21 protein-coding genes and 2 pseudogenes are annotated in these 21,574 nt (G+C 39.9%); 13 read left to right on the plus strand and 10 right to left on the minus strand.

Annotation, left to right across the window (positions count from 1 at the left end; translation table 11 throughout):
• Positions 1 to 25: 25 nt before the first annotated feature.
• Together IEZ33_RS03195 and IEZ33_RS03200 are read left to right on the plus strand one after the other, a co-directional pair.
• Positions 26 to 640, plus strand: a complete 615-nt coding sequence (locus IEZ33_RS03195) for a COG3904 family protein (RefSeq protein ID WP_191602285.1) — start codon at positions 26 to 28, stop codon at positions 638 to 640.
• 47 nt (positions 641 to 687) lie between these two features.
• Complete coding sequence (locus IEZ33_RS03200) at positions 688 to 972, plus strand: DUF1289 domain-containing protein (protein WP_191602286.1); 285 nt, start codon at positions 688 to 690, stop codon at positions 970 to 972.
• Positions 973 to 994: 22 nt separating this feature from the next.
• Here IEZ33_RS03200 and radA read toward each other — a convergent pair whose 3' ends face one another.
• The 4 genes from radA to glnK form a co-directional block, all read right to left on the minus strand.
• Positions 995 to 2,383 (minus strand): DNA repair protein RadA, encoded by a 1,389-nt coding sequence (gene radA, locus IEZ33_RS03205; RefSeq protein ID WP_191602287.1) that lies wholly within the window; start codon positions 2,381 to 2,383, stop codon positions 995 to 997.
• Positions 2,384 to 2,547: 164 nt separating this feature from the next.
• Entirely contained in the window at positions 2,548 to 4,083 is a 1,536-nt protein-coding gene (locus IEZ33_RS03210) for a carbon-nitrogen hydrolase family protein (protein ID WP_191602288.1), read from the minus strand.
• 191 nt (positions 4,084 to 4,274) lie between these two features.
• Positions 4,275 to 5,537 carry an ammonium transporter gene (locus tag IEZ33_RS03215; protein WP_191602289.1) on the minus strand — a complete coding sequence of 421 codons (1,263 nt, stop codon included), beginning with the start codon at positions 5,535 to 5,537 and terminating at the stop codon, positions 4,275 to 4,277.
• A 37-nt stretch (positions 5,538 to 5,574) separates the two neighbouring features.
• Complete coding sequence (gene glnK / locus IEZ33_RS03220; protein WP_191602290.1) at positions 5,575 to 5,913, minus strand: P-II family nitrogen regulator; 339 nt, start codon at positions 5,911 to 5,913, stop codon at positions 5,575 to 5,577.
• Between the two features lie 390 nt (positions 5,914 to 6,303).
• On the opposite strand from glnK, the gene IEZ33_RS03225 reads away from it, so the two are divergent.
• The 4 genes from IEZ33_RS03225 to IEZ33_RS03240 all read left to right on the plus strand — a co-directional run bounded on the left by IEZ33_RS03225 (position 6,304) and on the right by IEZ33_RS03240 (position 10,864).
• Complete coding sequence (locus tag IEZ33_RS03225; RefSeq protein ID WP_191602291.1) at positions 6,304 to 6,540, plus strand: accessory factor UbiK family protein; 237 nt, start codon at positions 6,304 to 6,306, stop codon at positions 6,538 to 6,540.
• A gap of 94 nt (positions 6,541 to 6,634) precedes the next feature.
• Positions 6,635 to 9,547, plus strand: coding sequence for a M16 family metallopeptidase (locus IEZ33_RS03230; RefSeq protein ID WP_191602292.1), 2,913 nt, complete (start codon positions 6,635 to 6,637; stop codon positions 9,545 to 9,547).
• Positions 9,548 to 9,767: 220 nt separating this feature from the next.
• Entirely contained in the window at positions 9,768 to 10,145 is a 378-nt protein-coding gene (locus IEZ33_RS03235) for a hypothetical protein (protein ID WP_191602293.1), read from the plus strand.
• Between the two features lie 50 nt (positions 10,146 to 10,195).
• Positions 10,196 to 10,864 carry a hypothetical protein gene (locus IEZ33_RS03240; RefSeq protein ID WP_191602294.1) on the plus strand — a complete coding sequence of 223 codons (669 nt, stop codon included), beginning with the start codon at positions 10,196 to 10,198 and terminating at the stop codon, positions 10,862 to 10,864.
• Between the two features lie 119 nt (positions 10,865 to 10,983).
• Here the strand turns inward: IEZ33_RS03240 and IEZ33_RS03245 are convergent, their stop codons facing one another.
• A complete protein-coding gene (locus tag IEZ33_RS03245) occupies positions 10,984 to 11,199 on the minus strand; it encodes a TIGR02450 family Trp-rich protein (protein ID WP_191602295.1) in 216 nt (71 codons plus the stop codon).
• Between the two features lie 160 nt (positions 11,200 to 11,359).
• On the opposite strand from IEZ33_RS03245, the gene IEZ33_RS03250 reads away from it, so the two are divergent.
• Positions 11,360 to 12,871, plus strand: a complete 1,512-nt coding sequence (locus tag IEZ33_RS03250) for a YifB family Mg chelatase-like AAA ATPase (protein WP_191602296.1) — start codon at positions 11,360 to 11,362, stop codon at positions 12,869 to 12,871.
• Between the two features lie 26 nt (positions 12,872 to 12,897).
• Here the strand turns inward: IEZ33_RS03250 and IEZ33_RS03255 are convergent.
• Positions 12,898 to 13,053 (minus strand): annotated as a pseudogene (locus IEZ33_RS03255) (transposase); the annotation flags it as partial.
• A gap of 189 nt (positions 13,054 to 13,242) precedes the next feature.
• Positions 13,243 to 13,704: an Lrp/AsnC family transcriptional regulator gene (locus tag IEZ33_RS03260; protein WP_191602297.1), complete on the minus strand. Its 462-nt coding sequence runs from the start codon at positions 13,702 to 13,704 to the stop codon at positions 13,243 to 13,245.
• A 189-nt stretch (positions 13,705 to 13,893) separates the two neighbouring features.
• On the opposite strand from IEZ33_RS03260, the gene IEZ33_RS03265 reads away from it, so the two are divergent.
• The 5 genes and pseudogenes from IEZ33_RS03265 to IEZ33_RS03280 all read left to right on the plus strand — a co-directional run bounded on the left by IEZ33_RS03265 (position 13,894) and on the right by IEZ33_RS03280 (position 17,367).
• Positions 13,894 to 14,508 (plus strand): LysE family translocator, encoded by a 615-nt coding sequence (locus tag IEZ33_RS03265; protein WP_191602298.1) that lies wholly within the window; start codon positions 13,894 to 13,896, stop codon positions 14,506 to 14,508.
• 51 nt (positions 14,509 to 14,559) lie between these two features.
• On the plus strand, positions 14,560 to 14,655 hold the full coding sequence (locus IEZ33_RS20965; protein ID WP_420844874.1) for a DDE-type integrase/transposase/recombinase: 96 nt from the start codon (positions 14,560 to 14,562) through the stop codon (positions 14,653 to 14,655).
• Between the two features lie 58 nt (positions 14,656 to 14,713).
• Positions 14,714 to 14,848 (plus strand): annotated as a pseudogene (locus IEZ33_RS20935) (NadS family protein); the annotation flags it as partial.
• 305 nt (positions 14,849 to 15,153) lie between these two features.
• Positions 15,154 to 16,239: an isocitrate/isopropylmalate dehydrogenase family protein gene (locus tag IEZ33_RS03275; RefSeq protein WP_191602299.1), complete on the plus strand. Its 1,086-nt coding sequence runs from the start codon at positions 15,154 to 15,156 to the stop codon at positions 16,237 to 16,239.
• Positions 16,240 to 16,440: 201 nt separating this feature from the next.
• The gene (locus IEZ33_RS03280) at positions 16,441 to 17,367 is read left to right on the plus strand and encodes an AEC family transporter (RefSeq protein WP_191602300.1); all 927 of its coding nucleotides are present in this window, start codon (positions 16,441 to 16,443) and stop codon (positions 17,365 to 17,367) included.
• A 113-nt stretch (positions 17,368 to 17,480) separates the two neighbouring features.
• Here IEZ33_RS03280 and IEZ33_RS03285 read toward each other — a convergent pair whose 3' ends face one another.
• The 3 genes from IEZ33_RS03285 to IEZ33_RS03295 form a co-directional block, all read right to left on the minus strand.
• Entirely contained in the window at positions 17,481 to 18,161 is a 681-nt protein-coding gene (locus tag IEZ33_RS03285) for a GntR family transcriptional regulator (RefSeq protein ID WP_191602301.1), read from the minus strand.
• 30 nt (positions 18,162 to 18,191) lie between these two features.
• Complete coding sequence (locus tag IEZ33_RS03290) at positions 18,192 to 19,226, minus strand: Gfo/Idh/MocA family protein (protein WP_191602302.1); 1,035 nt, start codon at positions 19,224 to 19,226, stop codon at positions 18,192 to 18,194.
• 139 nt (positions 19,227 to 19,365) lie between these two features.
• Entirely contained in the window at positions 19,366 to 20,355 is a 990-nt protein-coding gene (locus IEZ33_RS03295) for an SMP-30/gluconolactonase/LRE family protein (RefSeq protein ID WP_191602303.1), read from the minus strand.
• Between the two features lie 177 nt (positions 20,356 to 20,532).
• Here IEZ33_RS03295 and IEZ33_RS03300 point away from each other — a divergent pair, with 177 nt between their 5' ends.
• Complete coding sequence (locus IEZ33_RS03300) at positions 20,533 to 21,555, plus strand: tripartite tricarboxylate transporter substrate binding protein (protein ID WP_191602304.1); 1,023 nt, start codon at positions 20,533 to 20,535, stop codon at positions 21,553 to 21,555.
• Positions 21,556 to 21,574 lie beyond the last annotated feature (19 nt).

Here is a 21,574-nt window from a genome sequence, read left to right on the forward strand (position 1 = left end):
TGATCTTGTCTGAAAGAGAGTTGTAATGAAATCGTTTAATTTTCAGAGTATTACTTTTCTCATTATTTATGGGATCAGTTTTCTATTGCTATCGGCGTGCAGTAATCAGCCTGTTCCAAAAACGAATACGTTCATTTTGAGCGAAGGGCTAACCTTTTTTATTGAAGACAATACAGCCTACATTTCGGGCGTGTTGGGTCATAACTCAAGAGACGATTTATCGTCTATTATTAACAATAACCCGAATGTATCGACCTTGGCTCTAGTGGATATTCAAGGCTCTTTGGATCAACAAGAAACGATGGAGGCGGCGCGTTTAATTCGCCGCTTAAAGCTAGACACTAGAATTGTTAAAACGGGTTACGTTGTATCCGGTGGTGTGGATTTGTTTTTAGGGGGGGTTAATCGAACCATTGAACCTGGTGCCGGTGTTGGCGTGCATTCATGGTTAGATAAATACGGAGTGGATCCTCAGACGTTAAATATAGCGGATCCGATTCACGCAACCTATGTGAATTTTTATTTGGAAATGGGTGTGCCGGAACGCTTTTATTGGTTTTCATTGGACGCTTCGCCCCCAGAGAGAGTCTACTTTCTATCGCCCGAAGAAATATACGACTTTAATTTAGTGACTTTTTAGTCACGTAGGGCTTTTTATTATTTTAACGGGTTTTAGGGGGGAGGGGTGTGGAACAAATTGAGCTGTTTCAAGTTGAAAGCCCTTGCCGAGGTGTGTGTGAAAACAGTGCGAAAGGGTTTTGCAAAGGGTGTTTACGCAGTCGAGAAGAACGTTTTCAATGGTTTCGTTTGACGGACCGTGAAAAAAGAAAAGTATTACAAATTTGCAAACAGCGTTGGCAACGTTTACTGAAAGCGAGGCAAGATCGCATGGACTCTTTGAATCAGCGGAGTACTTTGCCTTATGGTATGACAGAAGACAGTGTCCAAAGCTTGTTCGATGATATTGAATGAACAAGCTTTGAAAGGGAATAGACTAGTTCTCGAAAATGGCATCCAAAGCCTGCGACAATCTCTCAACACCTATTATTGTCATTCCCAGAATGGTTTTTTTAGGAACATTGCCTTTCGGCACTACCGCTTTAGTGAAGCCGTGTTTAGCCGCTTCACTGATTCTTTCTTGACCCGATGGTACTGGACGAATTTCACCTGATAGCCCGACTTCCCCGAGTACGACTAATTCATCTGATAACGCTCTGTCTCTAAAGCTAGAAACAACGGCGGCGATGGCCGCTAAGTCGCCACTGGTTTCCAGGACTCGGACCCCACCGACCACATTTAAATAGACATCTTGATCTGATGTTAGCAATCCTCCATGCTTATGAAGTACCGCTAACAACATCGCCAGGCGGTTATGATCGAAGCCAACAGTAACGCGCTTAGGGTTGCTAAAAGCGGAGTCATCTACCAAGGCTTGTAGCTCGACAAGTAAAGGACGCGTTCCTTCCCATACCACCATAACTAAACTGCCTGCGGCGGGATGCTTACTGCGGTTAAGAAAAATAGAGCTCGGGTTTTTGACTTCTTTTAAGCCTGTTTCCAACATCGCAAATACACCCAATTCATTGACAGCGCCAAAGCGGTTTTTCATGCCACGGAGCGTTCTAAAACGAGAATCTTCAGAACCTTCTAATAGAACAGAACAGTCAACCATGTGCTCCAGTACTTTTGGGCCAGCTAGGGTGCCGTCTTTGGTTACATGACCAACAAGTAAAACGGCCGTTTGTGTCTGCTTGGCAAAACGCGTTAATACGGCGGCACTTTCACGTACTTGAGAGACACTGCCTGGAGCAGATTCAACACCATCAAGATGCATAACTTGAATGGAATCAATGACGATGATTTTGGGTTGCAACTCTTGGGCTACGTCTAAAATACGTTCAACATTGGTTTCCGATAACATTTTTAAGTTCTGTGTCGGCAGACCCAAACGCTGAGCCCGCATGGCGACTTGTTGAAGAGACTCTTCGCCTGTGACATAAAGTGCGTTTTGTTGTTGTGCAAGCAGACACATTGTTTGTAGTAGTAGGGTACTTTTGCCTGCTCCTGGGCTGCCACCAATTAATACGACGCCACCAGGGACTAGACCTCCGCCCAACACACGGTCGAATTCGCCCGCTCCTGAACTGAACCTCGGGACATCCGTTAGATCAATATCTGAGAGATTTTGAATCCCTGTTTTAGAGCCCGCATAACCCGCGTACTTTGTATCTTGGGAAACCGCAACACGAGCTGATGTTTTACTGCTGCTGACTTTAAATTCGCTTAATGAATTCCATGCCCCACAGTCATTACACTGCCCTTGCCATTTTGAGTAGTCTGATCCGCATTCGTTACAGACGAAAGCAACCTTAGCCTTTGCCATGTTTATTTCTTCACTATGTTATGAGTAAGTTGATGGTGTATGAGTAGATGTTTAATTGGCCGTGAGGTAAAGATCCCCGCTTAATGATTTCATATAAGAGTCATTGAAACTCAATTAAGCGGGTAGGGCAATATCAAAATAACAGTCGGTTCTCTTTAAAAATACTAGGCTTTATCGACCTTTTTACGAACGAGCGTATACAGGTCATGTCGGCGGTCCTTTAGATTATTAACAGAACCTTCGCTACGAGTAAGCTTTAACTTATCTAAATCTAGGTCAGAGAACATGATCATTTCTGTGTTAGGGGTGGTTTCTGACATAACCGCATCATGGGGGTACGAGAAATCAGAGGGTGAGAATACCGCACTTTGAGCATACTGGATGTCTAAGTTTTCCACCTGAGGTAAGTTACCGCAACTACCACAAATAACAACATAGCACTCATTTTCTATGGCTCTTGCTTGAGCACAGCGTCGTACGCGCAAGTAACCATTTTTCGTGTCGGTCCAGAAAGGCACAAACAGAATGTCCATGTCTTGGTCCGCTAACAATCGGCCTAACTCGGGGAATTCGACATCGTAACAAATTAAAATTCCAACGCGTCCAGCATCCGTGTCAAATACGTTTAATTCGTCCCCCCCTTCAATGATCCAATCACGACGTTCGTGGGGGGTAATATGAATTTTTCTTTGTTCTTCAATCGTGCCATCTCGGCGGCATAAGTAACTCACATTGTACATGACCTCATCTTCCAATAAAGGCATGGACCCTGTAATAACGTTAATGTTATAGCTGACAGCCAATTGCGACATTTCCGTCTTAAAACGTTCAGTAAAGCTGGCTAAAAAACGTACCGCTTCAGTTTGGTTCGATTGGTCTGGGCTTAACCCCATCAGGGGCGCATTAAAGAATTCAGGAAAAATCGCAAAGTCACTTTTGTAATCTGACACGGCATCAATAAAATACTCAACTTGCTTAAGTAGCTCATCGACACTTTCTACTTCACGCATTTGCCATTGAATGGCGCCAGCACGAACCAGCGTTTTTCTAGATTGAATGACGGTCGTTTCTGGCTCAAAGAAAATATTCTTCCATTCTAGAAGCGTGGCATAACCTTGAGACTTTTCATCTTCGGGCATGTATTGTTTTAACAAACGAGTGACTTGAAAATCATTGGATAATTGAAACGATAAGATCGGATCGTAGATTTTACGTTCTTTTACCGCTTCTAAATATTCCAGCGGTGTCATTTCATCCATGTGTTCGTAATAACTTGGAATACGGCCGCCAGCAAGAATGGCTCGTAAATTATGCTGTCTACAGAGCTCCTTTCGTGCTTCGTACAAACGTCTGCCCAGACGGTAACCTCGATAATCTGGGGAAATAAGCACATCTAGGCCATATATAGCATCGCCTTTCTTGTTGTTCAGTATGGTTTCCCTGTGCCCGATCAAATCATCATAGGTATGTGGGTTACTAAAGCGTTCATAATCAACTTGAGAGGATAAGGCAACACCGACAATTTGATCGTGATCGATTAAGCAGATTTGACCTTCAGGAAAGTCTTTAATCAGTTTTTCTATGGTGTGTAGAGGCCATGCTCCTCCAATATCATCGTACACGCTATCCATTAATTCTTTTAACTGTGGGTAATCTTCAGCAGTGATATTACGAATTTTAAGATGCAGATCTTCTAACATGAAACGTCCTATAAATGGTGATTAATCTTAATCATTCATATGAATGCGGGCTGAGTGATTTTACGCAGCATATAACAATACAATGGGGCGCAGATAGTGATTAATAAAGGCGGTATAAAAGAAAACCCCTGCACTTAACAAAAGTGAGGGGTTACCTTAGACAGCCTTACACTTGAGAAATAAGTGTGGGACTATTTTTTAAACTCTGGGTAAGCTTCCATACCACATTCTGAAAGGTCTACACCTTCGTATTCTTCTTCCTCTGATACACGAACTCCCATAACCATTTTGATAACAGACCAAACAATTAAGCTTGCTATGAATACCCAAAGGAAAATAGTTAATGCACCTGCGATTTGTCCGCCGAATGTTGCGCCGTCATTTGTGAATGGTACGGCTAATAGACCCCAAAGACCAACAACACCGTGTACAGAGATGGCACCTACTGGATCATCAATTTTGAGTTTATCGAGAGTCAGAATGGATATAACAACGATTAAACCACCGATGGCTCCGATTACGGTTGCACCAAGCGCTGTTGGAGTCGATGGCTCAGCCGTAATCGCGACTAGACCAGCAAGAGCGCCGTTCAATAGCATTGTTAAATCGGCTTTACCAAACAAAATACGACCTAATGCTAATGCGGCAATCGCGCCACCTGCTGCCGCTGTATTGGTGTTTAGGAATACCATGGCAACAGAGTTTGCGTTTGCTATATCGCCTAATTTTAAAACAGAACCACCGTTAAAGCCGAACCAACCCATCCATAAAATGAATGTTCCAAGTGTCGCCAGTGGTAAATTAGCACCAGGAATAGCACGAACTTCACCGTTAGGACCGTATTTACCTTTACGAGCGCCTAGTAGCAAAACACCTGCTAGAGCCGCCGCGGCACCTGCCATGTGCACAATACCTGAACCTGCGAAGTCAGAGAATCCCATGTCACCTAGGTTGTACATACCGAACACATCATTTCCACCCCAAGTCCAAGAACCTTCAAGTGGGTAGATAACCGCGGTCATGACAACGGCAAATGCTAAGAATGACCAAAGCTTCATACGTTCAGCAACGGCACCGGATACGATAGACATAGCGGTCGCTACAAAGACAACTTGGAAGAAGAAGTCAGATGCACCAGAATAAATAGAGCCGCCTTCGAAGCCATCTTCGCGACTCGCAAAGTCACCCAAAGTCGACGTTACATCAACATCTTGAATACCAGATAAGAACCAAGTACCACCGTACATGATGGAATAACCGCAAACGAGATACATGATGCATGAGATGGCAAACAAAGCGACGTTTTTGGTTAAAATTTCTGTTGTATTTTTGCCGCGTACTAAACCGGCTTCTAGCATGGCAAATCCTGCTGCCATCCACATAACTAATGCACCACATACCAAAAAGTAGAATGTGTCCATGGCATATTGTAAATGAAAAATTTGATCTTGCATGTTGCGCCCCCCTAAGGCTTATAAAATGGAGACCGTATCAAACGGCATCTTCACCTGTTTCGCCGGTACGAATTCGAACCGCTTGTTCAAGATTTACGATAAAGATCTTACCGTCACCAATTTTGCCTGTGTTCGCTGCACCAGTAATGGCTTCAACAACTTGATCAGTCATGTCATCAGCAATGGCGAGCTCAATTTTTACTTTTGGTAGGAAATCTACAACGTATTCAGCGCCACGATATAGCTCGGTATGTCCTTTCTGGCGTCCGAACCCTTTAACTTCTGTTACTGTGATACCCTGCACTCCAATTTCTGAAAGTGCTTCTCTTACATCATCCAATTTAAATGGTTTGATGATCGCTGTTATAAGCTTCATACTTACAGTCTCCTTAACAAGTCTGTTGCGTGTCGTCGTTGTAATTCTTAGGTTTCTCTCATATTCAAGGACTGTGCCAAGAATCTGCAGCCCAATAATGACGAGGGTTCTAGCGATTCATGAACTTTCTGATATAAAAAAGGATGGCCGGTGCGCTTTTTTCGTGCGGCATCATGGGGAGGAATAGGTATTGGGCGCTCTTTTTTTGTGCGTTTGTGTTTTTGTCTAGTAATTAAGCGATAAAATAGTCTTTTTAAATAAAAAACAGACACGAATCTCATTTCAGCTTGTGCTACCATTTGGTTTAAACTTTACCTAACAAATATAGACTTAATATGAATCGTTACATTGTTAACCGTTCCAAGGTGACCGTAATCAAAAGGCGACAGTATGATTGATCAATTTATAAAACAGTTTGGCTCGGGTCTAGAGCAAGCCGCTACTCAGTTGAGCAAACTTCCAGCTGAAGAGGTACAACTGCAATTACAGGCGGTCGTAAAGACAACGTTGTCTAAAATGGATTTGGTCAGCCGGGAAGAGTTTGAAATACAAGCGGCCATGTTGGCGAAATACCGTCAGCGTTTAATTGAACTAGAAGAAAAAGTGAAGCAATTAGAACAAGAGTGAGGCTTGATTCTGACTGGATTTTGTGAATATAATCCATTAAAACGCATCCTAGGAAGGAGGCTAAATTGCTATTTAAATATGAAAGGACTCTATTTTGGCTATTTTTTCGCACCTATTTCACTATACACTTTGGTATTGCTGCTCTCTTTTTTTTGTTTTCTTCGCTAAATTTTATGTTCAAAAAAAATCGTATTTGATGGCGTTTTGTTGGTTATTATTAATACCAGCCTTTACCACAGCGTGCGTCGGCTCACAGAAAACACCCGATGAGACGATAGCGGCAGACTCTGATTCAGACTCCATTAAAGTAACCAAAAACGATTCAAATATAGACACCTTTACCTTAGATAATGGCTTAGACATTATTTTATGGCCAAGAAACAGCGACTCGGCGACATTTAGACTATTGGTTCACAGTGGCAGTTTACAAGAAAATGATGATCAGCTTGGCCACGCTCATTTTGTTGAGCATATGGCCTTCAATCAACTAAATGACAAAGGTGAGCGCCCAATTCAGGAGCAATTAGATGCGTTGGGATTGAATATGGGCAAGCACGCAAATGCCTATACGTATTTCGATCATACAGAATATAGCTTATCCATTAAGCAGAACGACTCAACTAAAAGCCTTCAAGCGTTAGAATTACTCAGTAACTTTGCGTTTAATACTCATTTTGATTATCAAGAAGTTGAAAAAGAAAAGCCCATTATTATTGAAGAGTGGCGTTTAAGAGACCCTAATAATGATTCTATTTCTCAGCAATTAGTGAATGACATTCTTGAAGACAGCTACTACTCCAAGCGTTTTCCTATTGGCACTTTAAAGCATATTAAAAACACAACAGCAGAATCGCTTCAGGTGTTTTATTCAGATCACTATCGTGCCGATAACGCAACATTGATCATTACAGGTAATATCGATCGGAATAAAATTAAACAGCGTATTCAAGAGCGCTTTCAAGGTTGGAGATCATCGGGTAAAGGTAAGTCATCTCGCTTTGACTTACCTAAGGCAAACAATACAGGCGTTGCTATCTATACTGATGAAACGATTAATAAGCATGTCGTAACACGTTCCCATACATTCGAAAAATCGTTTTTTAACAGTCAATCAGGCCTTATTCAAAAGGATCAGCTAAGCGCTCTCATCGCTATTTTTAATGATAGGGTTAAACATCGTTTGGTGGAAACTCAGGGGAATGTGTCATCCATTTTTGCTGAATTCGTGTCTGACCCTGCAATTTATCGAACGAGTCTTAACTTTACCTCCATGAGTAATGCCGATGGTGTTCCGCAAGCCAGTCAGATCATAACAGAAGAAATCGCTAAAATGATTAAATATGGTGTGTATGGCAAGGAGTGGTTTGCTTGGCGTAAAACAAGATTGAATCGTCTTTCTGATGATTTTAATGCTCCTGATTATCTGGCTTATGTGGCGTCACAATATGCATTAAATAATGGGGTTATGCTAAGTGAGAAACACTACGTACGTTTACTTAACGATGCACACTTAAATACAGAGCTAGTCGATCTACAAAAATTGGCGAAGACCTTTTTCTCCCTCCCTAGTAACGTTATTTTGATGCATAAGCGAGGTCAACCGGCACCTTCAAAAGACGTGCTCTTAAGTTATTTTTCAAGTTCCACCAAGCCTATTCTGCCGATTAAAGCCGTTGTAAAAGACATTCACTGGCCGCTATCGAAAGCGCCTGGAAGCATTCTGCAAAAAACAAACCTTACGAATGGGATTGTTGAGTATCGGTTAAGTAATGGTTTGATGGTACGCCTTTATGAAACACAACAAGAGCAAAATAATGTCGCTTTGCAACTGGTTGGTTTAGGTGGACTTAATGAAATGCCTGAAGACGATGTCTTGGCAGCACGCTTAGCTACGTCTGTTATGGGGGCCAGTGGCTTAAGAGACATGACAGGATCGGAGCTAAAAGATTGGTTGTCTAACACTGATGTTGGTTTATCTCATCATTTTACTTTTAATTCGAGAGAGTTAGAGATGCGCTCTTCTACGGAAGATCTGGCTGTATTATTAAGGCTTATGCATGTTGCATTAACAGAAGTGAAAGTTGATCCAAACGTATTTGCCCATATTCAGAAATTAAATTTAGATCAACTGCAACAAATGAGCCAGACGCCCACAAATGACTTCACTTTACGTGCGGAGTCGGTACTAACAAACAACGACCCAGCCTTTCGTCGTATGACAGCGGCTGAAGTATCAAACATCGATGCTGAACGAATGACTACTATCTACGAAACGTATTTTAAGGGAACACAAAACTACGTTTTAACCCTTGTTGGCGATGTTACGCCTGAACAGTTAGAACCTCTATTAATTCACTCTGTCGCGAATATTCCTCAAACAGAAGCGCAAAGAGGCATGCCCAGAGACAACCCTATCGCTCCTCAATCTATCACTGTTGAAGGCGATGGATCAAACGTGAAGGCAACAGGCGTGACCATTATCAAAACATTGCCTAAACACGCATTTGCAGATGATTTTCATCCAGATGTCTCTTGGATTCAACAGCATTTTAATAAAGTCTTGTTTAACGAAATACGGGAAGAGCAAGGACTTGTATACGCTATCAATGTGACTGTTGAAGGAACGAACCCTGCTTCAACGGCTTACTCTCTTAGAATCGACTTTTCAACGGACCCTAGTAAGGCGAAGCAGGTTGTTAAGGAAATTAATAAGGTCTTATTGAACGCCTCTGATGCGAAACCGACAACCGATGAATTAAGGAAAGCTATAATAGAAAAACGTCAACAATATGTTAAAGAGCTCGATGACATAAAGACATTGTCTGTATTACTTGCGGGCGCCGAGTTTCAAGGCTTTACCTTAGACACTATTTTTTCGGCTGAAGACTATATCCCTCAAACAAACAGTCAATCGACGCATACTCTTATGATAACGCTGTTGTCTGAGGAAAGTATCGACACCACTTTTATTTTAAACCCTTTAATAAAAACAACGGATGACAGTTGATTAGATGGATGTATATTTCAGGTGTCAATATTTAAATAACGTTGCGCTAGAATGAGTGCATTGAGCAGACAGTAATTATAAAAAAAGTCTTCGATTAGTGGATATTAAAAGGAATTAACGATTCGATAGGAGTAGAAGCGCTCCTATTACAAGCAAGTGACCTCTATATGAGAGTCACTTTTTAAATGTGAATTAAACACACAATAAAGGAGTATTGATTATGTCACGTATATATAAACAGGCCAATATCATTGGAGTTAATACACTAATGGGTATGGCATTTGGTGGTGGTGGTGGTGGTGGTGGTGGTGGTGGTGGTGGTGGTGGTGGTGGTGTATCAATGGCTCAACATGATTATGCGTCAGCTATGAAAGAGGCTGGTTGGGGTTACACTCCAGACTATAGTATTTCAGGGAAAGATGGATATATGTCTTCATCAACAAGCTCTACCACAACATCATCATGTCTCTACGCTGGTCAAGGCGGTAATAGTGTTCAGACATGCGTGAACAGTGACGGTTCAACCTCAGTTACAATTTGTGCTGGGACTATGACTCCTGCTGGAATTCAGTCTTGTTCTACAACAACCTATAAGTAATGAAAACAGCCTAACATCATGTGGTGTTAGGCTAGTTTACAGGGGAAATAATGATTCATTTTATCTTTTTATTATTGTTAATTTTTATTTCTAGTATGGCTAATTCTGATGATGTAAATGAAAAATTCAATGCTGTTGACTTTTTCATAGAGGAGAAGGCTTTTGGGGGACGAAAACATTTCTTAAAATGGAATTATCCAGTCGGTATTTTTTTTACAGGAGAGCTGAGGGAGGAAAAAATATTTCTAAGGTCTGTGGAAAGTATTGAAAAGATTGCCGCTTTAGACATCTACTCAATATCTAAAAATAAAAGCACAATAAATGTTTTGTTCTCAAAAAAACATGAGGGTTTATCTGGTTTTTTACCTCCTTATCAGGTTGATAATTTTGATTATAATCAAACTTGCTTGGTATGGTTGGACCATAAACAAAACGTAGCCATCATTGATCTGTTTGATACCCGTCCCGAGAGAGTAATAGTAAGTGTAGACTCAGATAAAATTCGCGAGGATAGGTGCCTTCCAGAATATCTTGCTAGAGCCACATTCTTCATCCCATACTTAAGTGATAAATGGGAGCATGAGTCAATCTTTTCCATTAGCTCAATATTAGAGCATTCGTCTGAAATTGACCGTGAAGTTATTCGATTTATAGCCAGTGATCTAGTCAAAAATGGGGATCATATTGATAACCTTTACAAAAGTAGAATGAAAAAATGAAATTTGGGGGTGTAATTTAGCGGTACTTTGATCGTTTCTGCCGACAAACAGTATCGACACCACTTTTATTTTAAACCCGTAATGAAAGGCTATAGATGTTCGATGGTTAAAGGGGCGCTTTACTTCCAACCCATTAACCAGTGAGCTTCTTGCTTAAGGTCTTGCCAATCAAGAATGAACTGACGCTTACTAAAAACGGATTCTAAAATGCATTGCACGATGGCTTCATTTTCATCTTTAACCAGTTTCACCACAATAAAGTGCTTTTCCTTATTTTTTGGTGTTACGGCTGTCCATTTGCTAAGGTACAGCTTATTTGGGTTAATTCTAATCATTGTGTCCAATCCACTATTTTTTGGGTTATGTTTAACATGATTTATTCATCTCTATACGAAGACAGGCGTGTTTTGGTTCAATGGCATCATGAGTGAGTTATAGCAGCAATTAATCTTCAATCACAATCAATCTAAACAAGTATTCGATCAAGGAGTGATCATGAGTTTAGCGACTTTATATTGCCGTGCCCGTGTCGGCATTGACTCCCCATTAGTGACGGTAGAAACACATATATCAGGTGGGTTGCCTGCGTTAAACATAGTGGGGCTTCCCGAAGCGGCGGTGCGTGAAGCAAAAGACCGTGTGCGCAGCGCTATTATTAATAGTCAATTTGATTACCCCACACAACGTATTACGATTAATCTTGCACCTGCTGACTTACCTAAAGAAGGTGGACGTTTTGATTTGGCCATTGCGATCAGTATTTTGTACGCTTCGGGCCAATTGGGTGAAGTGGATTTAGATAAGTTTGAGTTTATTGGTGAGTTATCATTAGCCGGAGCGATTAGACCTGTATCTGGACTTTTACCTTCTGCCGTGGCGTGTGCGAAGGCGTCGAGGCAACTGGTGTTACCACAAGAAAACCAAGGAGAAGCGGCTTTAGTCGAAGCGGATCATTTGTGCGCGCAGCATCTCACCCAAGTGACAGCGTTTCTTTTGGGGATTACTAAACTTTCGTCATGCCAAGCTTTGATGGAAGAGTCTTTAAAGGTTAATTATAAAGACATGGCCGACGTAAAGGGGCAACCTTTGGCTAGAAGAGCCTTAGAAGTGGCGGCGGCTGGTGGTCATAACTTATTGTTTATCGGTCCTCCTGGAACAGGTAAAACCATGTTGGCGTCACGGTTACCCAGTATTATGCCATCAATGACCGAACCGGAGTCGCTTGCTGTGGCATCGGTACAGTCTATTTCTGGACGAAAAATGGGCGTTGACTGGTATTGGCGACAACGTCCATTCAGATCGCCTCATCACAGCAGTTCGGCGGCGGCTTTAGTTGGCGGCGGCTCAATTCCAAAGCCAGGTGAGATTTCGTTGGCGCATTGTGGTGTGTTGTTTCTTGATGAGCTTCCAGAATTTGACCGTAAAGTATTGGAGGTGTTAAGAGAGCCTTTAGAAAATGGTGAAATTCATCTTTCAAGGGCGCGTAGCCAAATGACATATCCTGCACGGTTTTTACTGGTGGCAGCAATGAATGCCAGTAATGAAGCCTATTCAGGTGAAGAAGATTATTACCAATCTCAAGCAACAAAAAAATACCTCAGTAAACTCTCAGCGCCGTTTTTAGACAGAATAGATTTACATGTGGAAGTGCCTCCTTTACCGTCCGATATTTTGGTGAATGCACAAGAGCAGGGCGAATCGAGTGCCGCGGTAAAAGAAAGGGTAGAGCAAGCCGTTGCTCGCCAGAGGGCTAGGCAAGGTTGTCAAAATGCACAACTTTCAGGTCGGGAATTGGAGTCGATTTGTAATTTGTCTGAAGCGGACAAGCATTTTATGCAGCAGGCCTTAGAGAAGTTAAAATTATCCGCCAGAGCGTATCATAGGGTCTTGAAGGTGGCTTTGACACTGGCTGATTTATCAAAAGAGGATAAAGTAGCTCGTCATCATCTAATGGAATCGCTAGGTTATCGAAAGATGGAACAAAAATTGGCTAAATTAGTTGGTTAGGCCTGGGATATGGCTTAACCATTTAATTAAACTGTTTCGATGAATGCGCTAGGAAAAAGCATCGCCAGTTTGTTATCATTTTTCTCTAAGCCACGATAGATCACTTTTCTAAAACCAAACTGTCGCTTTATGACCCGAAACGGGTGTTCTACTTTTGCTCTAATACTGGCTTTGATGTATTCCGTTCGGAGAGGTGGCTTGTGTAGAAAAAGACGGCATAATGGATAACGTTTATCCGGATAATGAGTCCCTTTAAAGTTTATCATTCATGCTGCTCGGCTGGAAAATTAGCGAGTATCGTATTGTCAACAACGTAAAATCAATAACTTACAGAATAAAAAATAAACCGATCACTGGTGGTTTATGCTATTTTAATTAAGCAAATTTAAGTCGTCAGGCGATGATATAGCACGCTGTTTAATGGGATGAGACATTACGATAGAAGTTCGGGTTTCACCGAATACATTGATAGTACCAACAAACTCTTCTAAGTGTTTTAAACTAGTGGTAATAACACGTATAAGGTATGAATCTTGTCCAGTGACATGTAAGCATTCTAAAACTTCCGGCATCTCCTGCAATCGTCTAATAAAGCGTAATTTATCTGGTTGTGCGGTTGTCATACCAATGACTGCCATTACCCCATAACCAATGGCCTCGTGATCAACACGAGCGCAATATCCTTGTAATATCCCCGCCTCTTCTAACCGTTTTAATCGCTCAGACGTAGCTGGTAGAGACAGCCCAACTTTACCAGCAAGTGTTTTCAGTGATATGCGACCATCATTTTGCACCACACTTAAAATTTTCCATGATATTGCATCTACATTCATAATTAAGGCCTTTTTTTAAATAACCTTAATAGTTTAGCTTATTTTAGATTTTTTCCATAATTAAGTTATTCACCAAAATTCTAATCTCAGTAAAATAGTCAGCAGATTATCTAATGATATTCGCGTTATTTAATCGTTTAAACACAATTTTTTTAATCACAATTAGATAAACAAATACTGGAGACTATTTTGGACTACTTACTCTTATTAAAAGCGGCTATTATCGGCCTTTCAATTGCCGCTCCTGTCGGCCCGATTGGACTGTTGTGTATGCAGCGCACCTTAACTGACGGACCAAAAGCTGGTTTTGTATGCGGCCTAGGCGCCGCCACGGCCGATGGTGTCTACGGTATAATTGGAGCGCTTGGTCTCACCACTCTCACCCAGTTTTTTACGTCTGCGGCGACCCCTTTAAGTATTTTTGGCGCAACATTTTTAATTTGGATAGGTGTAAAACTATTAAAGGAAAAGTCACAGGCACAAAGCTCTACCATAAGTGCGAATCGCAGTTACTTTAAATCATTTTTATCAACGCTGTTACTGACCCTGGCAAACCCATTAACCATACTTTCTTTTGTTGCTGTTTTTTCGGCACTTAGTACGCGCGGATTAAACTACGATAATGCAATCACAATGGTGGTTGGTGTGTTTCTCGGTTCAGCTATTTGGTGGCTTCTGCTCGCAGGTGGCGTATCGGTAATTAGACACAAAATTAACGCCCACATTATGCAGAAAATAAACCAAGGTGCCGGCGCGTTACTACTAACTTTTGGCATATGGCAGCTATCCAGCGTTATTTTTTAATATTTTCAATGGCTGCGGGTTGTGTCGTAAAGTTTACCAAGTTACTGGATAATAACGTCTGTTTCGTGGCGAATAGATGAGACTTATATCAAGGTCAAAGGATCATGGTGTTACTACTATATCTCCTGCACGAGTAACTCGCCATGAACTGGCAGATATAAAGCTTATTGGAACTGACTTAAGTGTAACGTAACAGGAGTTTGCAAAAGCACTAGGCACTGGCGTTGATACAATTAAGAGCTGGGAAAATGGACGGAGAACCCCCGCAGGCCTAACTGCGAAAGTGTTAGCAGCAATACAGGACAACCCTTCGTTGTACAGTGAAATTTCTTTGCACTGATGATAGTGAAGACAGATAACTAAATTAACACAAAAGCAAACGCTTTTGATTAAAGTTGTGTGAATAAAATCATCATAATCTATTGATTTTAAATGATAATTTATTTTTTCTTTCATTTGTGACACGCTTTCAGTCTCATGCTAGGAGGGTGCTCACTTGCATATTTCTCCACACAACCATTCAAAAAATTTAAAAAGAAATTTTTTAATGTATACATTGACATATGTTCTGCTGGATGTGATATTTGATATACGAATTTGTAATGGTTTTATTGGTAAATAATATAAGAATAAATGGAGAATTTAATGAAAAAACTTACAGTCGCTGTAATGCCTGGAGACGGAATTGGAACTGAGGTAACTCCACCTGCAGTTGAATTAGTTAAAGAAGCGGCTCGACAGCAGGGGGTTGATATCCATTTTCAACACATAGATGCTGGTGCTCAGTATTATGCAGATACTGGCGAATCATTCCCAGAAGATCATTATAACGAAGCTGTAAAAGCAGATGCTATTTTTTTGTCTGCAATGGGTCATCCAAATATTCGTTACCCTGATGGGACGGAAATAGGGCCGCAACATGACTTACGTAAACGATTAAACTTATATGCAGGTGTCCGTCCTTGTCGTACTTTACCGGGGTTGCCATTACCACTTGTGGATGTGCGTAGTAAAACATTGGACTTTGTTATTGTTCGAGAGTCTACGGAGGGCTTATTTGCTTTCGCGCGCGGTCATGAGTTGGATGATGATGAGTATGCTCATAACTTAATGCGCATATCTAAAACCACAAGTAAAAAATTGTATGATTTTAGCTTTAATCTAGCCAGACGTCGTGCTGAACAAGGTCGAGGGCACAATCTAGTCACTCACATTGATAAAGCCAATGTGTTGTCTTCACAGCATGTTGCAAGGCGATGGTTTTATGAAGCTGCTGAACACCATTCTGATGTGGCTTCAAACCATCAATATGTTGATTTTGCAGCATTAGATATGGTTCGTCGTCCTTGGGTCTTTGATGTTATGCCTACTGAGAATCAATATGGAGATATTTTATCCGATATTGCGGCTGGTTTAATGGGCGGTATGGGGATGGCTCCTTCTGGAGAAATTGGAGACACTCATGCAGTGTTTCAACCATGTCATGGATCCGCTCCAGATATTATGGGTCAAGGTAAGGCTAACCCTACAGCAATGATTCTATCAGGAGTTATGATGCTAGAATACTTGGCAGACAAAGAGAGTTCACCCGAATTACTTAAAGCGGCTAAAAAATTAGAATCTGCTGTAGAGTCTGCGTATGAAACCGGAAGTTTACTTCCATATGAATTAGGTGGTACGTCAGGTCTACGTGAAATTAGTGAGCTAGTTGCCAAAAAATTATCTTTATAGCGCTACTACGTGAACGATTGGAGATGCTCAGTGCCCTGTTAATAAATATTAAAAGTTACGTAAAGTAAAATCTTTTCTTTTTATCTTAAAATAAGATCGATTTACTCTTATTATATTGATGAAAAGGGAAGGTTTTATTATTTATTTTCTGCTTTAATTATGAAATTAATAGTTATAATAGATTTTATCGGATAGTGATAAATGGTTGAAGTTTTATTGGAAGTTCTTCCTTTGTTTTTTTTAGTTACTCTTGGATTTTTATTTAAAAGTAAATTTACATATAGTGATATTTGCATAAAATATTTAACTCGTTTTGTTATGTATGTCGCTTTACCAGCGGTTCTTTTAGAGAAACTTGGAACAACAAAAATCAATGAATTAATTGAATTTAGTTTTTTATTTTCGTATTTGATTTCTTTTTTTATAGTGATGCTAATATCGGTTTTATTTATTTATTTTGTTTTTTCTAAGGATATAAAATTTAGCGTCATGCTTGGCCTAGGTGGTGTTTACGGGAATATTGGATTCCTTGCTATTCCTGTGCTTTCCTTAAGTCTTGGTGAGTGGGTCTCTGTCCCTCTTGCATTAATGCTAACATTAGATTTGCTCATTTTATTACCGGTATCAACGTTTTTACTAAAATTCAATTCAAATACTGAAAAGAGTAATATGACTCTTTTAAAAACTTTATCAAGATCTTTCTTAAATCCTCTTATTTTATCTATAGTGGTAGCGTTTATTTTATCAATTTTTCAGATGACTTTACCAAGTAATATAATTGATGGTCTTAGTTTTTTGGGAAGTGCTGCTGGTCCTTGTGCAATGTTTATCGTGGGGACAGCCATTTATGGTAGGAAAATTAGTAGCAAGCCAATTGCTGCGGCTTATATTTCAACGGTTAAGTTGATTGTTATGCCACTTGTGGTTTACATATTTATGAATCTATTATCGGTCAAATCAGAATGGATTATTGCGGCGACATTAGGTGCTGCTATGCCTTGTGCTGCAGTATTGAGTGTTATAGCTGAAGAGCATAAGACAATTCCTCAACAAGTATCTGCAGCGGTATTAGTTACAACGATTTTTTCTGTATTTACTGTTCCATTTTTAATATTTATTTTTAGTTGAAAATGGTTGGAAAATATTTGTTGAAAATTATATTTATCACTTAGAGATGTAAATTCCCCATTCTTTTATTTTAGAATGAGGGGTTGAATTAATTCTTATGATTTTTATAAATTTCAAATGTTATCTAAACCATATTTTTTCAAAAGATCTATAAGCATATGACCACTTGCATCACGATGATTATGATGTATCAATCGTGCTTTCTCTGCGTCACGAGCTTCAATGGCTAATATTAAATCCAAATGATCTTTGTTAGAATTTGTTGGTTTTGGTCGAAATTTTAACGTCATCATTCTTGCTCGATGAGATTGTTCAATAAAATTACCTACTAAAATATTTAAGCGTTTGTTATTGCTAAATTCTACTAAATAGCGATGAAAGCGCTCATCAGAGCTAGCCCATAGCTTTAAGTCATCTTGTAGTAAAGCTTTGTCCATTTCATCCACTGCATCTCTCATCAAGGATATCTGATCATCTGTTAGGCCTTTTTTAGCGCAGAGCGCAGCTGCTGTGGCTTCAACTCCAGTAAGAATTTCGTATATTTCCTGCATATCAATTATCGATATAGGTTTGATGCGCATGCCATGTCTAGGTATTAACTCTATTAGTCCTTCATTAGCTATTCTTAACATCGCTTCGCGTGTTGGTGTTCTGCTCATGCTTAGTAATTCGGAAACTTCAGCTTCTATCATTTGTTTTCCAGCATGTAGCTCATTATCTAGAATTTTAGCTTTTAACTGTCGATAAGCTTTATCTGATAATGACTCTTTGTTTTTTAAATTTTTTATGGCCATTAATACTGCTCGATTCTTAAGTTTTATGCTCTAAAATAAATCTAATTTCTGTTTTAGCTGTGCTGAACGATAAATACACTCTTCAATTCTCAAATTCTGGATATATTGTTGAGCGCTATTATGAAGTTCTAAACCATATAGTAAATGATCTGCAACATGTCTTTGAAGAGTATAGACACAATCACCACCGAAATTGTTTGTTGTGTAATTGTAATTATGAGGCGTCCAATAACTTTCACCTTTTTGACGTATGCTTATTTTGCCACTGCCTTCTAGCTTTAGGCAAGCTTTACTCCCTTCAATGAGCATTTCACCCATAGTTACACGTGTATTCACAGCGGCATGATCCGCTAAACGATTGCCATCAAATGTTGCTCGAACCTGATCTTCAAATTCAAATAAAATGATGCCGGAATCTTCTCCTTTAATTACTGGGTTACGTTTCATTAAATCTGCGTAAATACTTTTTACTTCACCCAAGAGATAGCGAAATACATCAACCCAGTGAATGGCTGTTTCATGAACTAAAAACCGTTCCATTTGTTGGAAATAAGGCTGCCTTTCTAAATATGCTTCTTTGCCTTGTCCATCACCTGGTCTCATCATAAACGTAGCTTGGTATAGTTGGCCAAACTGTTCGGTTTGTAAAAGTTTTTTTATTTCCTGATACCAAGGCTGAAATCGGAAGTTTTCATGAATTACAACCAAGGTCTTATTTTCTTCAATTTTTTGAGCTAACTTTTCAGCTTGAATAAATGTCGGAGTAAATGGTTTTTGACAGATGCAAGGTATGCCTCTCTCAATTGCAGCAGTAACAAAATCAGTATGTGTTTCTGGTGGAGTGATAATATCTATAAGATCCGGCGTTTCAGAGTCTAACATTTCAATATAGTTAGTATAGATATTTGGAATAGAATATTTTTTTGCAGTTTCAACTGCTCCAGTGTTGCTACGATTGTAAAGCGCTATGATTTCTACATCATCCATCCGATGCCAAGCGTCATAGTGGAACTGGCTAAAATAGCCTGTTCCAACGGTTACCACACGAAGTTTCTTTTTTTGCACTTGAGTCTCCTCGGCTACTTAATTCAGTTCACTGCTTTAATTTATAGTGTGCGGCAGCTGAGTGATTTTTTAAGTTATGGTTCATGTTTGCCAATCCTGCATCGTTGCTACAGATTGGAATTTTTGTCTATTATGGAATTTACACCTTATTAGAGAGTCTTTTAGGGCCTTTAAAATTCCAGTGACTTGGTGCTAATCCTTTTATAGATTGTTTTAAAGAGGCTATTTGGTGCCCAAGCAAACATCCAAAATAAAGGTTTTTTAAATCGTCGCCTCCAAAAGCCAAGCTTGATATATTTTGTAAAAGAATACTTTTTACGTTGTCTAGGTGAGGTCTACCCATGCTATGACTTTGAAAGGCTTTTTCGACCCATTCTAAGTGCTGGGGATCTACATCAATGAGCATGGTTTCTTGTTTTTTACCGTCTTTAGAGACTCTAATAACTTGGTTACTAATGATACTGGTAATCCAAAAATTTTCTTCAGCATCAAGCACCAAACCATCAGGAAAAACACCTTCTTCAAATGTTGCGATAGTAGTTTTATTTGAAAGGTCACCATTTTCTGCAATATTAAACCGTGTAAGGCGTCGAGAAAATGTTTCATTAACGAATAAAAAATTTCCGTCTGGCGAAGCAATACATTCGTTTGTATAACCTAAATTATCTGCGACTATGCGTGCTTTATCACCATCAAAAAGTATGACAAAGCCATTGCAAACATCAGATCGGTAGGCATCAGCTCTTGGTTGAGTTCGTGTGCTTACAGTGATCCAAACTCTTCCTTGAAAGTCTAAATGGACGTAGTTAGTTGGAGGTAATGGTTTGCCATCAACATCTAACAAAAAGGGAGATAGCTCTCCATTTTGCTTTAAGCAGTATACTCCACCTTCTTCATTTCCAAGATGAGCGATTAAAAAATCGCCATTTTCTAACAGGCAAATGCCATTAGGTTTTAGCTCAAAATCACTATTTTTCGCTAGAAGAGACCATTGGTAACCATCTGGTTCTATAACGCTAACACCACCGTCCCAATTAGAAGTAAATATTCTATTATCTGCATTTGTTAGTACGCATTCAGGGCGCTTAAGATTTTCCCCAAGAAAAACGATTTGATCTAAAGAGTGCATTATTAATCCTCACTTTTTATTTTAATATGGTTTTGAAGATTGAATCACAATAACGAGTTTGAAAAAATATTGCAAAATAAATTTATTAATGTATAAATTAAATTCGATCCTACCTTGAAAGGGGTAGGAAGGGTGTTTCTATTTAACGATAACAATAAAAAACAATTGGAGATGAACATGCAAAAACTCATTACAACATTAGCTGCGGGTTTTATAGCAACAACGCTAGCAACCAGCGCTTTAGCTGCTGACCGTTATCCAGAGCGGGATATAACAAACGTAGTTGTTTGGTCTGCTGGTGGAGGTACGGATGTTGTTAATCGTATGATTTCCGCTGAAATGGCCAAGTCTTTGGATGTGAATATCAACGTAACCAATCGCCCTGGAGGTGTTGCTGGTTCGTTAGGTATGAGCTATGTAAATAAGAAAAAAGCAGATGGTTACACGTTAGTTGGTTTATCTGAATCGGTTGTCGGCTCTGCAGTACAAGGCGGGTGGAACCAAAAAATGAACGTTTGGTATCCATTCATTGTTGGGGGCTCTCCAGACTTAATTTCTGTATCTGCGAATTCCAAATACACCTCTTTAGAAGAGTTGATAGCAGATGTGAAACAGAACCCGCGCTCTATCAAAGCGAGTGCTGGGGGGGCAGGTTCGATTCACCATTTGAATTTATTGGCCCTTATGAACGGCACGGGCGCTGAATTTAACTACATTCCTTATCCTGGCTCTGCTCCAGCTCAAACCGCAGCAATGACGGGGGAAGTTGAGTTGGTAATTACTTCTCTTGCTGAACAGCAACAATTAATAAAAGGCGGACAGTTAAAACCATTAGCTATGTTGGTTGAAAATGATCAGAAGCTGGATGGTTATGGAACAATCCCTTCTGCGTTTACTGCGTTTCCTAGCCTTGAAAAACACTTGCCAATTATGCAGGCAATTGGCTTGGCTGTAAGTCAAAAAGCTCCAGATAGTGTGAAAGAAAAGTTAACCAAAGCATTCCAAGAGGCTATGGCAAGCCCTGTAATTCACAAATGGGCTGAAGATAACTTTTATGTGTTATCTGGTCTAAGCGGCAAAGAAGCAAGTAAAGAATTTGCTTTCTTAGAGTCTTTATTCTCTTGGACACTATATGACCTTGGGGCAGCGAAGGTTGTACCTTCTGAATTAGGTATTCCTAAAGTCTCCGATCTAAAATAATACCGTTTAAATAATAGAG

This window comes from Marinomonas algicola (genome assembly GCF_014805825.1).
GTDB classification, from domain to species: Bacteria; Pseudomonadota; Gammaproteobacteria; order Pseudomonadales; family Marinomonadaceae; genus Marinomonas; species Marinomonas algicola.